Genomic DNA, 19,810 nt, shown 5'->3' on the forward strand with positions numbered 1-19,810 from the left:
CGGATCATGAGGTGCCGAACTTGCTGTCGATGAAGTCGAAGAGGTCGTCGTCGGAGGCGGTGTCGAGATCCTCGGTGACGCTGGCGACCTCGGTCGGGCGTTGACCTGCGGTCCAGGCCGCGAGCAGGGCCTTGAGCCGCTCCCCCACCCCGGCCCGGGTGCTCTCGTCGAGGGCGGCCACCGCGTCGGCGTCCAGGGTGGACAGCGCGGCCTGGAGCCGGTCGAGGTCGTCGAGCAGGGTGACACCCCCGGCGTCGGCGGGCACCAGCTCGGTGAGCAGTTGCTGGGCCAGCTCGGTCGGGGTCGGGTGGTCGAAGACCAGGGTGGCGGGCAACCGCAGCGCGGTCTCGGTGGCGAGCCGGTTGCGCAGCTCGACGGCGGTCAGCGAGTCGAAGCCGGCCTCCTTGAACGCCCGCTCGGGGTCGACGTCGGCGCCGGAGGCGTACCCGAGGACGGCGGCGACCTGGTCGCGGACCAGCGCCAGGACGGTGTCGAGGCGGTCCGGGGACGGCATCGCGGCGAGCCGGCCGGCGAGGTCGCCGGTCGTGGCGACCGGGGTGGCCGGTTCGGTCTCCGGCTGGGCGTCAGGGAGCGCGGCGAGCAGCGGCCGGGGCCGGGACAGGGTGTAGATCGGGGTGAACCGGGTCCAGTCGACGTCGGCCACGACGAGGTGACTCTCGTCGTGGTCGAGGGCCTGCCCGAGCGCCCGGACGGCGAGCCGGGGGTCCATCGGCGGGGTGCCCTGCCGACGCAGGTGGGCGGTGGCCTCCCCGTCGGCCATCCCGCCGCCGGCCCAGCTGCCCCAGGCGACCGAGGTGGCGACCGCGCCCCGGCTACGCCGCCGGTGCGCCAACGCGTCCAGGTACGCGTTCGCCGTGGCGTACCCCGCCTGCCCGGCACTGCCCCACACCGCCGCCCCGGACGAGAACACCACGAACGCGTCCAACGACCGGTCCGCCGTCAACTCGTCCAGATGCACCGCACCGAGCACCTTCGCCCGGCACACCTCGGCGAAGTCCGCCACGCTGGTCTCCGGCAGCGACTTCTCCTGGTGCAGCACGCCGGCGGCGTGGAACACGGCGGTCAGCCCGTCACCGAGGTCGGCCAGGAGCGCAGCGACCGCCTCCCGATCCGCCACGTCACACGCCACCACCTCGACCCCCGGAAGCCGGGCCACCAGCTCGGCCGCACCGGGAGCCGCCGGACCACGCCGGCTGGCCAACACCACCCGGTCCGCGCCCTGCGCGACCAGCCATTCGGTGAGGTGCCCGCCGATGCCACCGGTGCCGCCGGTGACCAGCACGGTGCCGGCGGGCCGCCAGTGCCGTTCGGGGCTGCCTGCGGCGGGCCAGCGGACCAGCCGCCGGGCCAGCACCCCGGCGGTACGGACGGCCACCTGGTCCTCCGCGCCGGCGGCGAGGACGTCGGCGAGCCGCGCGACGTGCCCGTCGGCCCAGTCGGTGGGCAGGTCGACCAGGCCACCCCAGGAGTGCGGGTACTCCAGGGACAGTACGGTGCCCAGTCCCCAGAGCGCCCCCTGCGCGGGGTGCGGCAGGTCCTCGAACCGGTCGACGGCGACACCGCCTGCGGTGAGGCACCAGATCCGGCCGGCGAAGTCGGTGGCGGTGAGCGCCTGGATCAGCGCCACGGTGTCGGTGACGCCGACGGAGAGCCCGGCGTCGGTGGCGTCGGGCGTGTCGTCCAGGGCGAGCAGGGAGAGCACCCCGGCGGGGGTGTCCCCGGCGGGCAGCTCGGTGCCGGTGACGGTGACGACGTCGGCGCCCCGGGCGGCCAGTCCGTCGGCGATGGCCCGTACCCGCGCCTCGTGGCCGGCGGGGTCGGCGGGTCCGCCCGGCTGCCCGTCGGTCGAGCCGGCCGGTACGACGAGCCACCAGGTGCCGGTCAGCTCCCCGCCGTCGGGCAGTTCGGTGGAGCGCCACACCACCCGGTAGCGCCAGTCGTCCACGGTGGACGCGTCCCGCTGCCGGGCCCGCCAGCTGGCGAGGCCGGGCAGCACCTCGGTGACCACCCCGGGGGCCACCCCGAGGCCGTCGGCGAGCAGGCCGGTGTCGCCCCGGTCGACGGCGTCCCAGAACCCGCCGTCGGCGTCGTCGATGTCGACGGTGGCGGCGGCGGGCTCGATCCAGTAGCGCTGGTGCTGGAAGGGGTAGGTGGGCAGGTCGACCTGCCGGCCTCCGGGGTGGATGGCCGTCCAGTCGAGGTCGACACCGGTGACCCACGCCTGGGCCATCCCGGTGGCGTACGCGGTGACCTGGTCGCGGTCCCGGCGTTGCAGCGGAATGCAGGTGGCGTCGACGGTGTCGGCGGCCATGGCGGTGAGCACACTGTCCGGCCCGATCTCCACGAACCGGGTCACCCCCCGCGCGGCCAGCGCGGCGACCGCGTCGGCGAACCGCACCGTCCCCCGCACCTGACCCTGCCAGTAGGCGGCCGAACCGAGCTGTTCGTCGGTCGCCGGCTCACCGGTCGCAGTGGAGATCAGCCCGATGGCGGCCGAATCGGCGGTGACCGTCTCCAACACCCGCCCGTAGTCGGCCAGCATCGGATCCATCAGATGCGAATGAAACGCGTGCGACACCCGCAACCGACGCGTCTTCACCTCAAGCGACGCTTCGAGCGTGGCGATCTGCTCCTCGGTACCCGACACCACCACCGCCCGGGGACCGTTCACCGCCGCCACGTCCACGTCACCGAGATCCAACTCGTCGAGAGGCGCGGCGATGGCGAGCATCGCCCCACCCGCCGGCAACGCCTGCATCAACCCACCCCGCGCCGCCACCACCCGACACGCGTCCTCCAGCGACCACACCCCGGCCACGTACGCCGCAGCCAACTCACCAATCGAATGACCCGCCACGAAATCCGGCTTCAACCCCCACGACTGGGCCAGACGGAACAGGGCCACCTCGACCGCGAACAACGCCGGCTGCGTCCACCCCGTCCGATCCAACACACCATCCGGATCGGCGAACATCACCTCCCGCAGATCACCACCCAACAAGGGAGCGAACGCCGCACACACCTCGTCCAACGCGGCGGCGAACACCGGGAAGGCGTCCACCAGCTCACGACCCATGCCGACCCGCTGCGCACCCTGACCGGTGAACAACACCGCCGTCCGACCGGTGGTCACCCGACCCGACAGGCCGGCCCCGACGGCCAGCGCCTCCAGGCCGGGGGCGAGGTCGGGGGCGGTGCCACCGACGACCACACCCCGGTGGTCCAGGGCGGCCCGGCCGGCGGCGAGGGAGTGCCCGACGTCCACCGGCCGTACGTCGGCGGGCAGTTCGTCGCGGAGCCGGGCGGCCTGCCCGGCCAGCGCACCGGCGGACCGGGCGGACAGCGGCCAGAGCACCACAGGCGGTTCGGGGGCTTCGACCGGCGCGGCGGACTCGACAGGCGGCGCCTCCTCGACGATCACGTGCGCGTTGGTGCCGCTGATCCCGAACGACGACACCCCGGCCCGGCGGGGGCGCTCCGTCGCCGGCCAGTCGACCGGGTCGCTGAGCAGCCGGACGTCCCCGGCCGCCCAGTCGACCTGCCGGGACGGCGTCTGCGCGTGCAGGGTGCGCGGCAGCGTGCCGTGCCGCATCGCCATCACCATCTTGATCACCCCGGCCATGCCGGCGGCGGCCTGGGCGTGCCCGATGTTCGACTTGATCGAACCGAGCCACAGCGGCCGGTCCCGCTCCCGGCCGTAGGTGGCAAGCAGCGCCTGGGCCTCGATCGGGTCACCCAGGGTGGTGCCGGTGCCGTGCGCCTCGACGGCGTCGACCTCGTCGGGGGTGAGCCGGGCGTTGGCCAGAGCCGCCCGGATCACCCGCTGCTGCGCCGGCCCGTTCGGCGCGGTCAACCCGTTCGACGCACCGTCCTGGTTCACCGCCGAACCCCGGATCACCCCGTACACCCGGTGACCGTTGCGCCGCGCGTCGGAGAGGCGTTCCAGCACCAGCACGCCGACCCCCTCGGACCAGCCGGTGCCGTCGGCGTCGTCGGAGAACGACTTGCACCGGCCGTCCGGGGCGAGCCCCCGCTGCCTGCTGAACGCCACGAACGGGGTGGGGTTCGACATCACCAGCACCCCACCGGCGACGGCGGTGCCGCACTCCCCCGCCCGCAGCGCCTGGCTGGCCAGGTGCAGCGCGACGAGCGACGAGGAACACGCCGTGTCGACGGTCATCGACGGCCCCTCGAAGCCGAAGGCGTACGACACCCGGCCGGAGATCACCGACGCGGAGCTGCCGGTGCTCAGGTACGCCTCCGACTCGGCCGGGGCGAGGCCGAGCAGGTCGCCGTAGTCCTGGGCGCCGGAGCCGACGAAGACCCCGACCGGGCTGCCGCGCAGCTCCTCCGGGTCCAGTCCGGCCCGCTCGCACGCCTCCCAGGTGACCTCGAGCATCAGCCGCTGCTGCGGGTCCATGGCGATCGCCTCGCGGGGCGAGATACCGAAGAACTCGGCGTCGAACGCGCCCGCCTCGTAGACGAAACCGCCGGAGCGGACGTAGCTGGTGCCGGGCTGGTCCGGGTCGGCGTCGAAGAGCGCGTCGGAGTCCCAGCCCCGGTCGACGGGGAAGGCGCTTATCGCGTCGGTGCCGCTGTCGACGAGCCGCCAGAGGTCCTCCGGGGACCGCACCCCACCCGGGTAGCGGCAGCTCATCCCGATGATGGCGATCGGCTCGTCGGGGCTGAGCCCGCCGGTGCCCGGGGCGGTGGTGCCCGGGGCGGTGGTGCCGACGAGTTCGTCGTACAGGTGGCGGGCCAGCACGGCGGGGGTCGGGTGGTCGTAGATCATGGTGGCCGGCAACCGCAGCCCGACCGCCGTACCGAGGGCGTTGCGCAGCTCCACCGCGGTCAGCGAGTCGAAGCCGAGTTCCCGGAACGGCCGCTGGACGTCCACGGTGGCATCGACGTCGTACCCGAGGACCGCGGCGACCTGGGCGCGGACGGTGTCCAGCAGGTACGGCAGCCGCTCGGCGTCGGGCATCCCGGCCAGTACGGAGGTGTCGACCGACTCGTTCGGGGCGGCGACCGGCGGGGCCTGGCGGGCCTCGGGGAGCGCGGCGAGCAGCGGCCGGGGCCGGGCCAGGGTGTAGACCGGGGTGAACCGGGCCCAGTCGATGTCGGTGACCACGAGGTGGTTCTCGTCGTGGTCGAGGACCTGCTGCAACGCCCCGAGGGCGAGGCGCGGCTCCATCGGTGGGGTGCCCTGCCGCAGGAGGTGCTCGGTGGCCAGGGCGTCGACCATGCCACCACCACCCCAGGTGCCCCAGGCCACCGAGGTGGCGGTCCGACCCCGGCGACGACGCCTGTGGGCCAGGGCGTCGAGGAAGGCGTTGCCGGTGCCGTAGGCGGCCTGCCCGGCGCTGCCCCAGACCGCCGCGCCGGAGGCGAACAGCACGAACGCGTCGAGCTGCCGGTCGCCGAGCAGCGCGTCGAGGTGGGTCGCGCCGAGCACCTTGGCCCGGCACACGGCGGCGAAGTCGTCCAGACCGGTCTCGCCGAGCGGGGCGGGGTCGTAGAGCACCCCGGCGGCGTGGAAGACGGCGGTCAGGTCGTCGCCGATCCCGTCGAGCAGGGCGGCGACCGCCTCCCGGTCGGCCACGTCGCAGGCGACGACCCGTACGCCGGGCAGCCGGGCGGCCAGGTCGGCGGCCCCGGGGGCGGCCGGACCGCGCCGGCTGGCCAGCACCACCCGCTCGGCGCCCTGGTCGAGGAGCCATTCGGTGAGGTGTGCGCCGATGCCGCCGGTGCCGCCCGTGACAAGCACCGTTCCGGTGGGCCGCCAGCGCCGCTCGGGGCTGCCGGCCGCCGGCCAGCGGACCATCCGCCGGGCCAGCACCCCGGCGGTGCGCAGGGCGACCTGGTCCTCACCACCGTCGGCGAGCACGTCGACGAGCCGGTCGAGGGTGTCGGACGTACAGTCGGCGGGCAGGTCGGCCAGCCCGCCCCACCAGCCCGGGTAGTCGAGGGAGAGCACGGTGCCGAGACCCCAGAGCCCGGCCTGCGCGGCGTGCGGCAGATCCTCGTACCGGTCGACGGCGACCCCGCCTGTGGTGAGGCACCAGAACCGGCCGGTGAAGCCGGCGGCGGCGAGGGCCTGCACCAGGCGCACGGTCCCGGTGACCCCGGCGGACAGCCCGGCGTCGTACGGGTCCGGGGCGTCGTCGAGGCCGACCAGGGACACGACCCCGGCGGGGACGCTCCGGCCGGTGAGCACGGACGCGGTGTCCCCGTCGGTGCCGGTGAGGTCGGCGACGGCGAGTCGGGTCACGGTGGCACCGCGTGCGGTGAGCGCGGCGGCTACGGCGGCGGCCCGGGGGTCGTCGGTGGGTGCGTCAGGCGTGACGATCCACCAGTCGCCGGTCAGCTCCCGGCCGGTGGGCAGGTCGGTGTCCCGCCACACCACCCGGTACCGCCAACCGTCGGTGGCGGTGGCCGGTGCGGCGGTGGGTGCTTCCAACCAGTAGCGCTGGCGGGCGAAGGCGTGGGTGGGCAGGTCGACCTGCCGCGCGCCGGGGTGCACGGCCGCCCAGTCGAGGTCGGCACCGGTGGTCCACGCCTGGGCCATCCCGGTGGCGTAAGCGTCGACCTGGTCGCGGTCCCGACGTTGCAACGCGATGGCGGCGACGTCGTCCACACAGTCGGCCACCATGGCGGTGAGCACGCTGTCCGGCCCGATCTCCACGAACCGGGTCACCCCACGAGCCGCCAGCGCGGCGACCGCGTCGGCGAACCGCACCGTCCCCCGCACCTGACCCTGCCAGTAGGCGGCCGAACCGAGCTGTTCGTCGGTCGCCGGCTCACCGGTCGCAGTGGAGATCAGCCCGATGGCGGCCGAATCGGCGGTGACCGTCTCCAACACCCGCCCGTAGTCGGCCAGCATCGGATCCATCAGATGCGAATGAAACGCGTGCGACACCCGCAACCGACGCGTCTTCACCTCAAGCGACGCTTCGAGCGTGGCGATCTGCTCCTCGGTACCCGACACCACCACCGCCCGGGGACCGTTCACCGCCGCCACGTCCACGTCACCGAGATCCAACTCGTCGAGAGGCGCGGCGATGGCGAGCATCGCCCCACCCGCCGGCAACGCCTGCATCAACCCACCCCGCGCCGCCACCACCCGACACGCGTCCTCCAGCGACCACACCCCCGCCACGTACGCCGCAGCCAACTCACCAATCGAATGACCCGCCACGAAATCCGGCTTCAACCCCCACGACTCGGCGAGGCGGAACAACGCCACCTCGACCGCGAACAACGCCGGCTGCGTCCACCCCGTCCGATCCAACACACCACCCGGATCGGCGAACATCACCTCACGCAGGTCACCACCGAGCAACGGCGTGAACGTGCTGCACACCTCATCCAACGCGGCGGCGAACACCGGGAACGCCTCCGCCAACCCACGACCCATCCCCACCCGCTGCGCACCCTGACCGGTGAACAACACCGCCGTCCGACCAGCGACCACCCGACCCGACACACCACTGCCGGCGGCCAGGGTCTCCAGCCCGGCGGACAGCTCGGTCGCCTGCCGGCCGACCGCCACTCCACGGAACTCCAACCCGGCCCGGCCCGCACCGAGCGAGAACCCGACGTCGACCGGACGCGCGTCGGTGCCGGCGGCGAACTCCGCGATCCGGGCGGCCTGTCGGGCCACTCCCTCGGGGGAGCGCGCCGACACCGGCCAGAGGGTGACCGGCGGGGTCGGCCCCGGCTCGGCGTCCTCGACGGGCGGGGCCTGCTCGACGATGAGGTGCACGTTGGTGCCGCTGATGCCGAACGCCGACACCCCGGCCCGGCGCGGTCGGTCGGCCGTCGGCCAGTCGACCGGCTCGGTGAGCAGCCGGACGTTCCCAGCGTCCCAGTCGACCTGCCGGGACGGCGTTTCTGCGTGCAGGGTGCGCGGCAGCGTCCCGTACCGCATCGCCATCACCATCTTGATCACCCCGGCGACCCCGGCGGCGGCCTGGGCGTGCCCGATGTTCGACTTGATCGAACCGAGGAGGAGCGGTCGTTCCCGGTCCCGGCCGTAGGTGGCCAGCAGCGCCTGGGCCTCGATCGGGTCACCCAGGGTGGTGCCGGTCCCGTGCGCCTCGACCACGTCCACGTCGGCCACGGAGAGCCGGGCGTTGGCCAGCGCCGCCCGGATCACCCGCTGCTGCGCCGGCCCGTTCGGCGCGGTCAACCCGTTCGACGCACCGTCCTGGTTCACCGCCGAACCCCGGATCACCCCGTACACCCGGTGACCGTTGCGCCGCGCGTCGGAGAGGCGTTCCAGCACCAGCACGCCGACCCCCTCGGACCAGGCCGCGCCGTCGGCCCCGTCGCCGAAGGAGCGGCACCGGCCGTCCGGGGACAGGGCGCGTTGCTTGCTGAACTCGACGAAGAGCTGTGGGGTGGCCATCACGGCGACCCCGCCGGCCAGGGCAAGCCCGCACTCCTCCTTGCGCAGCGACTGGCAGGCCAGGTGCATCGCCACCGACGACGACGAGCAGGCGGTGTCGACGGTGATCGCCGGCCCCTCCAGGCCCAGGTGGTACGCGACCCGGCCGGAGACGAGGCTGCCGGAGGTGGTGCTGTCGACGTAGTCGTGGTGCATCACGCCGACGAAGACGCCGGTGGCGCTGCCCTTCAGGGCGATCGGGTCGATGCCGCCGTGCTCGAACGCCTCCCAGGACGTCTCCAGCAGCAGCCGCTGCTGCGGGTCGGTCTCCACCGCGTCCCGGGGGCTCATCCCGAAGAAGCCCGGGTCGAAGTCGGCGGCGTCGTGGAGGAAGCCGCCCTGGCGGGTGTAGCTCTTGCCGGGCTTGCCGGGTTCCGGGTCGTAGACGCCGTCGACGTCCCAGCCCCGACCGGTGGGGAAGCCGGAGATGGCGTCGGTGCCGTCCTCGACGAGCCGCCACAGGTCCTCCGGCGACCGGACCCCGCCGGGGTAACGGCAGCCCATGCCGACGATCGCGATCGGCTCCTGGTCCCGGCCCTCCACCTCACGCAGCCGCCGGTTGGCCTGTTGCAGTTCGGCGGTGGCGCGCTTGAGGAAGGTCCGGAGCTTGTCGTCGTTCGCCATCGTTCACACCAATCTTCGCGCGCCGCAGGTTTCGTCGGGGGCTGTCCTCAGGAGATGCCGAGCTCGTTCTGCAGCACGTCGAACAGTTCCTCGTCGGTGGCGGACTCGTAGTCGTTCGGGGTGTCGTCGTCGGAGTCGCCGGCCCGGTCCTGCCAGCCACGCAGCACCGCCTCCAGCCGGGCCGTGATCCGGGCGTGCTCGTCGTCGGGCACCCCGGTCAGGGCCTTCTCCAGCCGGTCGAGATCGGCGAGTACCACACCGGCCGGGTCGACGTCGGGCACCACCAGCTCGGCCTTCAGCGCGCGGGCCAGGGTGGCGGGTTCGGGGTGGTCGAAGACGAGGGTGGCGGGCAGCCGCAGCCCGGTGACGGTGCTGAGCACGTTGCGGAACTCGACGGCGGCGAGGGAGTCGAAGCCGAGGTCCTTGAACGCCCGGCCGGGTTCCACCGAGGCCGGGCCGGGGAAACCCAGCACGGTGGCGGCGTGCGTGCGGACCAGGTCGAGCAGCAGGGTGTCCCGGTCCGCGTCGGAGAGACCGGCGAGCCGCTGGGCCAGCGCCGGGCCACCGGCCGCCGCGCCGCCGCTGGCGGTGGCGGTGGCGGTGGCGGTGGGCCGGGCCGGGGTGCGGACCAGGCCGCGCAGCACGGCGGGCAGCGTGTCGGTGCGCCGCCGCAACGCGTCCAGGTCGACCCGCACCGGTACGACTGTGGCCCGGTCGGTGGCGACCGCCGCGTCGAAGAGTTCCAGCCCCTCGTCGGTGCTCATCGCCGGCATCCCGAGCCGGCTCATCCGGTGCAGGTCGGCGTCGTCGAGGTGACCGCCCATCCCGGTGCCGGTCGCCCAGAGGCCGAAGGCCAGCGAGGTGGCGGGCAGTCCGTCGGCGTGGCGGCGTTGGGCGAGCGCGTCGAGGAAGAGGTTCGCTGCGGCGTAGTTGCCCTGACCGGCGCCGGCCACCCAACCGGCCGACGAGGAGAAGAGCACGAAGGCGGTCAGCTCGCGGTCGCGGGTGAGGTCGTGCAGATGCCAGGCGGCGTCCACCTTGGGCCGCAGCACCCGGTGCAGTTGTTCCGGGGTGAGGGCGTCGACAAGCGCGTTCTCGGCGGTGCCGGCGGCGTGCACCACGGCACCGACCGGGTGCTCGGCCAGCAGTGTGGCGACCGCGTCCCGGTCGGCGACGTCGCAGGCGGCGACCGTCACGTCGGCGCCGGCGGCGGTGAGGTCCGCGACCAGTTCCGCCGCGCCGGGCGTGGCCGCGCCGCTGCGCCCGGTCAACAGCAGCCGGCGTACGCCGTGCCGGGTGACCAGGTGCCGGGCGACGAGGCTGCCCAGCCCGCCGAGGCCACCGGTGATCAGGACGGTGCCGTCGGCGGGCCACCGGCTGCCGGCGGTGGTGTCGACGGCCAACCGGGTCAGCCGGGGCACCAGTAGCTGGCCGTCCCGGACGGCCAGCTCGGGTTCACCGGTGGCCAGCGCCGCCGCGAGGTGTGCGGTGCCGGGGTCGGTTACGTCGGTGTCGACGAGCACGAACCGGCCGGGGTGTTCGGCCTCGGCGGCCCGGACCAGCCCCCACCTCGCCGCCGAGGCGGGGTCGACCGGGGTGTCGCCGGCCCCGACCGCGTTGCGGGTGAGCAGGACCAGCGTGCTGTCGGCGTACCCCGGGTGGGTGAGCCAGCGGCGCAGCAGCCCCAGCAGCTGTTCGGTGGCCCGGTGCACGGCGGCCGGGGCCGGGCCGGGCGGATCCAGGGTGACCACGACGGTGTCGGCCGCCGGTTCGGGCAGTTCCGCGTCGACGTCGACCAGGGTCCAGCCGTCGGCGGCGACGTCCGGTGCGGGGACGGGCTGCCAGACCACCTCGTACAGGTGGCGGTGCCGGCTGCGGGCGGCGTCGCCGAGGGCGTCGGCGGCGACCGGCCGGACCACCAGCTGCTCGATGGTGGCGACCGGGTTGCCCTGCCCGTCGGCGACGGTGACGGCCAGTTTGTCGGCGGCGGCCGGGGATATCCTCAGCCGCAGGGTGCTGGCGTGCGCGGCATGCAGGGTGACCCCGCGCCAGGAGAACGGCAGCGGGGTGTCGCCCGCGCCCTCGTCGAGCAGGTTGGCGTGCAGGGCCGCGTCGAGCAGCGCCGGGTGCAGCAGGAACTGGGCGGCGTCGGCCACGGCCACGTCGGGCAGTGCCGCCTCGGCCCAGAGCTCGGTGGCGTCGCCGTCGCCGCGCCGCCACACCGCGCGCAGCCCCTGGAACACCGGCCCGTAGCCGTAGCCGTGGTCGCGCAGCCGCTCGTAGAGGCCGTCGAGGTCGACGGGTTCGGCCCCGGCGGGCGGCCACTCGGACAGGTCGGCGGCGGCCGGGTCGGCCCCGGCCTGCCGGACCAGGACCCCTTCGGCGTGCCGGGTCCAGTCGGTGTCGTCGGCCGCGTCGTCGGGCCGGCTCCAGATGCCGAGGGTACGGGCCCCGCTGTCGTCGGTGGCGTCGACCGTGACCCGCAGGGCCAGGCCGCCGTCGGCGGGGAGCACAAGCGGCGCACCGATGGTCAACTCGTCGAGGACCGGGCAGCCCACCTGGTCACCGGCGCGCAGGGCGAGTTCGACCAGCCCGGTGCCGGGGACGAGGACGGTGTCGAACACCGCGTGGTCGGCGAGCCATGGTTGGGCGGTGCGGGAGAGTCGGCCGGTGAGCACCACCCCGTCGGTGCCGGGCAGGTCGACGACCGCACCGAGCATCGGATGGTCGGCGGGCAGTTGACCGAGCCCGGCGGTGTCACCACTGCCGGGGGGAACGTCGAGCCAGTACCGCTGGTGTTGGAAGGCGTAGGTGGGCAGGTCGATCTGCCGGCCTCCCGGGTTGACCGCCGCCCAGTCCAGGTCGATCCCACTGACCCACGCCTGGGCCATCCCGGTGGCGTACACCTCCACCTGTCCCTCGTCCTGCCCCTGCACCCCAGCGGTACCGCCGGCCTCCCCCCGGCCCCTCGGACGCCGCTGCAACGGAACCGCCACCGCATCCTCGACACACTCGCCCACCATGGCGGTGAGCACACTGTCCGGCCCGATCTCCACGAACCGGGTCACCCCACGAGCAGCCAACGCGGCGACCGCATCCGCGAACCGCACCGTCCCCCGCACCTGACCCCGCCAATAGGCAGCCGAACCCAACTCGTCGTCCCCAGCCAGCTCACCGGTCACGGTCGACACCAACGGGACCGTCGCCGGGTTCGCGGTCACCCCGTCCAACACCCGCCCGTACTCAGCCAGCATCGGATCCATCAGATGCGAATGGAACGCATGCGACACCCGCAACCGACGCGTCTTCACCCCAAGCGACGCCTCCAACACGGCAATCCGCTCCTCGGTGCCCGACACCACCACCGCCCGGGGGCCGTTCACCGCCGCCACGTCCACGTCACCAAGATCCAACTCCGCCAACGGAGCCGCGATCGCCAACATCGCCCCACCAGCCGGCAGCGCCTGCATCAACCTGCCCCGCGCCGCCACCACCCGACACGCATCATCGAGGGACCACACCCCCGCCACATACGCCGCAGCCAACTCACCAATCGAATGACCCGCCACGAAATCCGGCCTCAAACCCCACGACTCGGCCAACCGGAACAACGCCACCTCAACCGCGAACAACGCCGGCTGCGTCCACCCCGTCCGATCCAACACACCATCCGGATCGGCGAACATCACCTCCCGCAAATCACCACCGAGCATCGGCGTGAACGTGCCGCACACCTCGTCCAACGCGGCGGCGAACACCGGGAACGCACCCGCCAGCTCACGACCCATCCCCACCCGCTGCGCACCCTGACCGGTGAACAACACCGCCGTCCGACCGGTGGTCACCCGACCCGCCACACCACTGCCGGCGGCCAGGGCGTCCAGCCCCGGCACCAGGTCGGCCGTCTCCGCGCCGACGGCCAGGCCACGGAACTCCATTGCCGACCGGCCGGTGCCGAGAGAGAACCCGACGTCCGCCGGTCGTTCGTCGGTCAGGAACTCCCGCAGCCGGTCCGCCTGCCCGGCCAGCGCCGCCGCCGACCGGCCCGACAGCGGCCAGAGCAGCACCGGTGGTGCCGAGACCTCGACCGGCTCGGCGTCCTCGACCGGTGGGGCCTGCTCCAGCACCACGTGGGAGTTGGTGCCGCTGAGCCCGAAGGACGACACGGCCGCCCGTCGGGGTCGCCCCGTCGCCGGCCACTCGACGGCCTCGGTGAGCAGCCGGACGTCGCCGGCCGTCCAGTCGACGTGCGGGGTGGGCCGGTCGACGTGCAGGGTGCGGGGCAGTACGCCGTACCGCATCGCCAGCACCATCTTGATCACCCCGGCGACCCCGGCGGCGGCCTGGGTGTGCCCCAGGTTGGACTTCACCGAGCCCAGCAAGAGCGGCTGCTCCCGGTCCCGGCCGTAGGTGGCGAGGATCGCCTGTGCCTCGATCGGGTCACCGAGCCTGGTGCCGGTCCCGTGCGCCTCGACGGCGTCCACCTGGTCGGCGGTGAGCCGGGCGTTCGCCAGGGCGTCGGCGATGACCCGGCGCTGCGACGGGCCGTTGGGGGCGGTGAGGCCGCTGCTGGCGCCGTCCTGGTTGACCGCGGTGCCCCGGACCACTGCCAGCACCCGGTGCCCGTGGCGTTGGGCGTCGCTGAGGCGTTCGACGAGCAGCATCCCGACACCCTCGGCCCAGCCGGTGCCGTCGGCGGCGGCGGCGAACGGCTTGCACCGGCCGTCGGCGGCCAGACCCCGCTGCCGGCTGAAGTCGACGAACGTCTCCGGGGTGGCCATCACGGTCACCCCACCGGCCAACGCCAGCGTGCACTCCTCGCGGCGCAGCGACTGGATCGCCAGGTGCAGCGCGACAAGCGAGGACGAGCAGGCGGTGTCCACTGTGATCGCCGGGCCTTCGAGGCCCAGCACATAGGCGACCCGGCCGGAGAGGATGCTGCCGGTGTTGCCGTTGCCGATGAAGCCCTCCAACTCGGCGGGCACCACCGGCAGCCGGCTCGAGTATTCGTGGTACATCATCCCGGCGAACACCCCGGTACGACTGCCGCGCGCCGAGACCGGGTCGATGCCGGCCGATTCGAATGCCTCCCAGGACGCCTCCAGCACCAGCCGCTGCTGCGGGTCCATGGCGATCGCCTCGCGCGGGGAAATGCCGAAGAATGCGGGATCGAATTGCGCGGCGTCGGCCAGGAACCCGCCGGTTTTCGCGTACGTCTTGCCGGCCTTGGAATCGTCGGGGTCGTAGATTTCCTCGACGTTCCAGCCCCGGTCGTCGGGAAAGTCGGAGACCGCGTCCGTGCCGTCGAGCAGGAGCTGCCACAGCGCCGCCGGGCTGTCCACGCCGCCGGGGAAACGGCAGCTCATTCCCACGATCGCGATCGGGTCGTACTCCCGGCGCTCGGCCTGACGCAGCTGCCGGCGGGCCTCGCGCAGATCGGTGGTGGCCCGCTTCAGATACCCGAGAAGCTTCTCCTCGTTCTCCATCTACGTCTCCCGCCACTAGCCCCAGCCGGACAGACCCGGGCCAATATCGACTCACGGGTCAGCGCGGCGGCAATTGTCGAAACAGAGAGCTTCTTCAGGCATTGTTGGTTGTTCCGCGATGACCCTACGGCGGCCCGACGCACCCCTAGACCCCTTACCGCCCCCAGAGCGCCCCCTAGGCCCTGGTGGTCCGACCTCGACTGTCGACAGTGGTGCGGCGGCGGTGGGCTGGGGTTGCTCGCCGGGCACCGACCGGCGGGCGGACTAGAGTCGGAAGCGTCCTGGCCCCACCGACCCTCGGCAGCCCCGGCACGGCGCGGATCACCGCCGGTGCGGGCCTGCCGGCCCGAAGGAGCACAGTGAACAGACGCCTCCGGACCACCCTCGCCCTCGCCCTGACCGGCACGCTGCTGACCACGGTCGCGGTGTCGCCGGCGCAGGCCCACCCGGCGCAGCGCCTCCCCGACGTCATCGCCCTGCCCGACGGCTTCCAGCCCGAGGGCATCGCCACCGCCGGTCGGTACGCCTATCTCGGCTCCCGCGCCACCGGCGCGATCCAGCGGGTCGACCTGGTGACCGGTCGCGGCAGCCAGCTCAGCCCGCCGACCGGCACCCCGTCGCTCGGCCTGAAGGTCGACCGGCAGGGCCGGCTCTTCGTCGCCGGTGGCACCGCCGGGGACGCCCGGGTGGTCGACACCCGGACGGGGCGGGTCCTGGCGAGCTACCAGCTCGCCGGCGCACCCAGCTTCGTCAACGACGTCGTGCTCACCGCCGACGCCGCCTGGTTCACCGACTCGTACCAGCCGGTCCTCTACCGGGTGCCGTTCGGCCGGCACGGGGCGCCGCCCGCCGCCGACGCCGTCACGGCGGTGCCGCTGACCGGGGCCTACCAGCAGGTCGCCGATGCGATAAACGTCAACGGCATCGCGGACACCCCGGACGGCCGGGCGTTGATCGTGGTGCAGTCCAGCACCGGGAGCCTGTTCCGGGTGGACCCGGGCACCGGGGTGACCACCGTGGTGGACGTACCCGGGCACTCGTTCGTCGCGGGTGACGGGCTGCTGCGCGACGGCCGCACCCTCTACGTGGTGCAGAACCGGCTGCAGCAGGTCACCGTGGTCACGCTGAACCAGGCGGGCACCGCCGGCACCGTCACCGGGACGCTCACCGATCCGGACTTCGACGTGCCGACCACCGTCGCCAGCGCGTTCGGGCGGCTCTACCTGCCGAATGCCCGCTTCACCACGACGCCGACGCCGACCACGCCGTACACGATCGTCGCGGTCCGCCCGGCCTGACCACCACCCCGGGGGTACGCGCGGATGCCGCGGGTACCCCCGGGGCTCCTACCGCGGGGGACCGCCGCGGTGGTCGACCGCCGGGCCGGCGGTGGCCGGCCCGGCGGAACCCGGGTCGGTCAGGCCCGGGACCACTTCTGGCTGCTCACCCCGAGGCAGTCCCACAGGTGCAGTTTGCCGCCGTTGTTGGGGTTCTGGTCGCGCACGTCGACGCACCGGTTGGCGCTGAGGTTGACCAGGTCCCCGGCGCCGTTCAGGGTGAACCGCTGGGCCGGGTTGCCGTTGCAGGTGACCAGGTTGACCTCGGTGCCGTTCGCGGTGCCGGCCCAGGCCGGGTCCATGCACTTGCCCATCGCGCGGACGGTGCCGTCACCGGCGAAAGTCCAGGCCTGGGCGGCGCTGGTGTTGCAGTCCCAGATCTGGAGCTTGGCCCCGTCCACCGGGTTGGAGCTCGGGATGTCGATGCACCGGCCGCTCTGCGCGCCCCGGATCCGGGTGGTGCCGGACGGCGGGTTGCCCCCACCGGGCACGTAGCCGGAGACCCGGACGTAGTCCACGAGCATCTGTTGGGGGAACTGGGTGGAGCCGTCGGGGTAGCCGGGCCAGTTCCCGCCCACCGCCACATTGAGGATCATGAAGAACGGGTGGTCGTAGACCCAGCGGTTGCCGCCGAGCCGGGACGGGTCGACGCGGTGGTACTCGACACCGTCGAGGTACCAGACGATCAGGTTCGGCTCCCAGTCCACCCGGTAGGTGTGGAAGGTGTCGGCCAGGGGCTGGCCGATGGTACGGCTGCCGGTGATGCCGCCTCCGCCGGAGTAACCGGGGCCGTGCACGGTGCCGTAGACCGTGTTCGGCTCCCGGCCGATGTTCTCCATGATGTCGATCTCACCGGCGGCGGGCCAGCCGGCGCTGCCCATGTCGTTGCCGAGCATCCAGAACGCCGGCCAGATGCCCTGACCGCGCGGGATCTTGATGCGGGCCTCGAACCGGCCGTACGCCTGGTTGAAGGTGGCGGCGGTGAGCAGCCGGGCCGAGGTGTACTCGCACCGGCCGTAGTGGCACTGGTAGTTGGCCGGGTTCTCCTTGCGGGCGGTGATGACCAGGTTGCCCTGCCCGTCGTGGACGGCGTTGCTGGTGCTGTTGGTGTAGTACTGCCGCTCGTTGTTGCCCCAACCGCCGCCACCGATGTCGAAGCGCCATCTGTTCTGGTCGACGGGGGTGCCGGCGGAGGCGTTGAACTCGTCCTGCCAGGTGATGCCGCCGATGGCGGCCGAGGCGGGCTCGGCCTGGGCCGGCAGGACCAGCGCGGCGGCGACGGTGACGAGTGCGACCGCCGCATGGGCGAGGGATCGGGACCGTGGGGTGGGTCGGGTTCCGAACACGTGAGGCTCCTTCGGGCGACAGCGGGGACGGGTGGGCACGTCAAGGAGAGCGCTCTCCACGAAGGATGTCGATTTCCCGGAATTCTGTCAAGAATGTTGACAGTTAACCGGTCACCCTCGACCACGCCGATCGGCTACCGTGACCAGGAAGTCACTTTCGGTGATCAGGGGGGTTGCGCGAGACGGTCGCAAGGGGGCGGGCCTCCCCGAAGGGGGCGCTCAGCCCGGACCGGCCGGTTGGCCGGGTGACTGGAGGCGGGGGGCGGCTGACCGGGGGCCGGGTGCGGGCGGGACGCGGTGCGGACCGCCCGCCGGCCGGCCGGTCAGCGGTGCAGACCGCGCCAGGAGGGGTTGCTGCCACGCCAGGCGTCGGCGAGGATGAGCGCCGCCGCCCGGCTCGGGCACTGCTGCACGCGGGAGCGACCCGACGCCCCGCCGATCTGCGCCTGGACCTCCCAGGCCTCCCCGTCGGTACGGATGTACACGTCCCGCCGCCCGCGCGGGCTCGGGTCACCGTTCCACCAGTGCTCCTCGACCATCATTTGCCGACCGTATAGCAAATTGGCCCCGGAACGTGAGTCACGACTTCGTGGAGGTCCCCCACCGGACCCTCGCAGTCACCCCTGCCGGGGGGTGAGCAGGTAGTCGTCGGCCTCCGCGCTCCACGCCAAGGCGACCTCGTCGGCGGTGGCGGCGGCCTTGCAGAACTGGAGGAAACTGCGGTAGCCGAGCTTCTTCTCGCTGAACTCGGGGCGGGCCCGGCGGAGCTGGTTCTTGAGGCCGGAGAGCGCCACCGGGCCGCCGGACGCGGCCAGCTCCGCGACCACCGTCCGTAGCAGTGCGAAGGCCACCTCCTGGTCGCCGTGCTCGGGCAGCGACACCTCCGGATCGCCCTTGGCCGGCCCCTCTGCCAACTCGACGACGTTGTGCCCGGCGAGGTGGCGCAGCAGCTCGCCGAAGGTACGGAAACCGTAGTCGGACTCGCTGAAGGTGGGATCCTTGCGCAGCAGGGTGCGCTTGAGCCGGGAGGCGGTCACCTCGCCGTCGGAGCTGCCCTGGAGGCCGGCGACGGTCTGTGCGACAAGCACCGCGAGCGCGTCGGCGTCGCGGGCCGGTTCCTCCGCGGCCGGCGGGCGCTCCGGCTCCACCGGTTCCTGCTCCGCATGGTCCGCCTGCTGCGGTTCCGCGGGTCGGGCCGGACGACCACGCCGGGCGCGGACCGGCAGGACGTCGACGCCCTCCAGCCGGTCGTAGTAGAGGAACTCGTCGCAGGCGGGCGGGAGCAGCGCCGAGGTGGACTTCTCCACCCCGACCCCGATGACCCGCTTGTTGAGTTCGCGGAGCTTGTGCACCAACGGGGTGAAGTCGCTGTCCCCGGTGCAGATGACGAAGGTGGAGATGTAGCCGCGCTCGAAGGCCAGCTCCACCGCGTCGACCGCCATCTTGATGTCGGCGGCGTTCTTGCGGGACGCCCCCATCCGCTGCGGTATCTCGATCAACTCGACGTGCGAGCGGGTGAGCATCCGGCGGTCCTCGTCGAAGTACGACCAGTCGGCGTACGCCCGCCGCACCACCACCCGACCCCGCTCGGCCAGGGCGTCGGCGATCGGCCGAAAGTCGAACGCCCGGCCGCCATGGTGATCCCGCGCCCCCAGCGCCAGGTTCTCGTAGTCGAGAAAGAGCGCGATCCGATCCTCTTGATCCACCCGACCACCCTAGTCCCACCCCCTCCCCCCACCACCCCGCCACGCGCTCCCCACCCCGACGACGCCCGGTGATCAAGAGGAAAAGGTCACCCGCCGGACGGGACCTGACGCAATTCTCTTGATCGCCGGAGGTCTCCGGAGGGGGTGGGTGGGTGGGTGGGTGGGTGGGTGGGTGGGTGGGTGGGTGGGTGGGTGGGTGGGTGGGTGGGTGGGTGGGTGGGTGGGTGGGTGGGTGGGTGGGTGGGTTGGGGGGTTGGGGGGTGGGTTGGGGGGTGGGGTTGGGGGGGTGGGGGGTTAGGGGGTTCGGTCTTCTGCGAGGGCCTTGATGCCGTGCAGGACCGAGTCGATGTGGGAGCGGAGCTGGCCGAGCCGGAACTCGACCATCTGTTCCTCGTGCTCCGGGGCCTGGTCGATCACGTGACTGAGCCCGGAGCGGCCCGGACCGACCCGCACCGACTGCCGCAGCCGGGTGCCGTTCTCCTCCGGTTCCACCTCGAAGCGCCAGGTGGCCGCCGGTGAAGCGAGATCGGCCCGACCGGTGCCGTCCGGGCTGACGAACGTGCCGTCCGGGTCGGTGACGACCCACCCGAAGACCCGCTGCTGCTCCAGTTCGGTGACGTAGGAGGCGGTCCGCCAGTCGCCGATGTGCGAGTGGCTGTTGTAGCCGACGAAGCCTGCCCCCACCTTCAGGCCCTCCGTGCCGTCGAGCCACTCCACCCGCTGCAGCTCCGGGCTCAACCGGGCCGGCAGATGGATGTCGGTGACCAGTTCCCAGACCCGGGACGGAGTCGCCTCGACGTGGACCTCGCAGGTCACACCCGGCCCATCGACATAACGCAAC

Annotated in this window: 6 protein-coding genes and 1 pseudogene; 1 reads left to right on the forward strand and 6 read right to left on the reverse strand. The window is 73.2% G+C overall.

Annotated elements, in window-relative coordinates; translation table 11 throughout:
- Positions 1-4 precede the first annotated feature (4 nt).
- Complete coding sequence (locus OHQ87_RS15285) at positions 5-9,094, reverse strand: type I polyketide synthase (protein WP_328338432.1); 9,090 nt, start codon at positions 9,092-9,094, stop codon at positions 5-7.
- 47 nt (positions 9,095-9,141) lie between these two features.
- Positions 9,142-14,580, reverse strand: a pseudogene (locus OHQ87_RS15290) (SDR family NAD(P)-dependent oxidoreductase); the annotation flags it as partial.
- Positions 14,581-14,939: 359 nt separating this feature from the next.
- Here OHQ87_RS15290 and OHQ87_RS15295 point away from each other — a divergent pair.
- Complete coding sequence (locus OHQ87_RS15295; RefSeq protein ID WP_328338435.1) at positions 14,940-15,878, forward strand: SMP-30/gluconolactonase/LRE family protein; 939 nt, start codon at positions 14,940-14,942, stop codon at positions 15,876-15,878.
- A gap of 119 nt (positions 15,879-15,997) precedes the next feature.
- Here the strand turns inward: OHQ87_RS15295 and OHQ87_RS15300 are convergent, their stop codons facing one another.
- The 4 genes from OHQ87_RS15300 to OHQ87_RS15315 all read right to left on the reverse strand — a co-directional run bounded on the left by OHQ87_RS15300 (position 15,998) and on the right by OHQ87_RS15315 (position 19,809).
- Positions 15,998-17,263, reverse strand: coding sequence for a family 16 glycosylhydrolase (locus OHQ87_RS15300; RefSeq protein WP_328338437.1), 1,266 nt, complete (start codon positions 17,261-17,263; stop codon positions 15,998-16,000).
- Positions 17,264-17,586: 323 nt separating this feature from the next.
- Positions 17,587-17,805, reverse strand: a complete 219-nt coding sequence (locus OHQ87_RS15305; RefSeq protein WP_067305065.1) for a hypothetical protein — start codon at positions 17,803-17,805, stop codon at positions 17,587-17,589.
- A gap of 75 nt (positions 17,806-17,880) precedes the next feature.
- On the reverse strand, positions 17,881-18,969 hold the full coding sequence (locus tag OHQ87_RS15310) for an NYN domain-containing protein (RefSeq protein WP_328338442.1): 1,089 nt from the start codon (positions 18,967-18,969) through the stop codon (positions 17,881-17,883).
- A gap of 294 nt (positions 18,970-19,263) precedes the next feature.
- A complete protein-coding gene (locus tag OHQ87_RS15315; protein ID WP_328338444.1) occupies positions 19,264-19,809 on the reverse strand; it encodes an SRPBCC family protein in 546 nt (181 codons plus the stop codon).
- Between the last annotated feature and the right edge of the window lies 1 nt (position 19,810).

The sequence above is a fragment of the Micromonospora sp. NBC_00421 genome, assembly GCF_036017915.1.
GTDB lineage: Bacteria > Actinomycetota > Actinomycetes > Mycobacteriales > Micromonosporaceae > Micromonospora.

Bases quoted from the DNA above. Each gene is read 5' to 3' on its own strand.
- OHQ87_RS15285 (WP_328338432.1), bottom strand. From the start codon at position 9,094: ATGGCGAACGACGACAAGCTCCGGACCTTCCTCAAGCGCGCCACCGCC.
- OHQ87_RS15305 (WP_067305065.1), bottom strand. From the start codon at position 17,805: ATGATGGTCGAGGAGCACTGGTGGAACGGTGACCCGAGCCCGCGCGGG.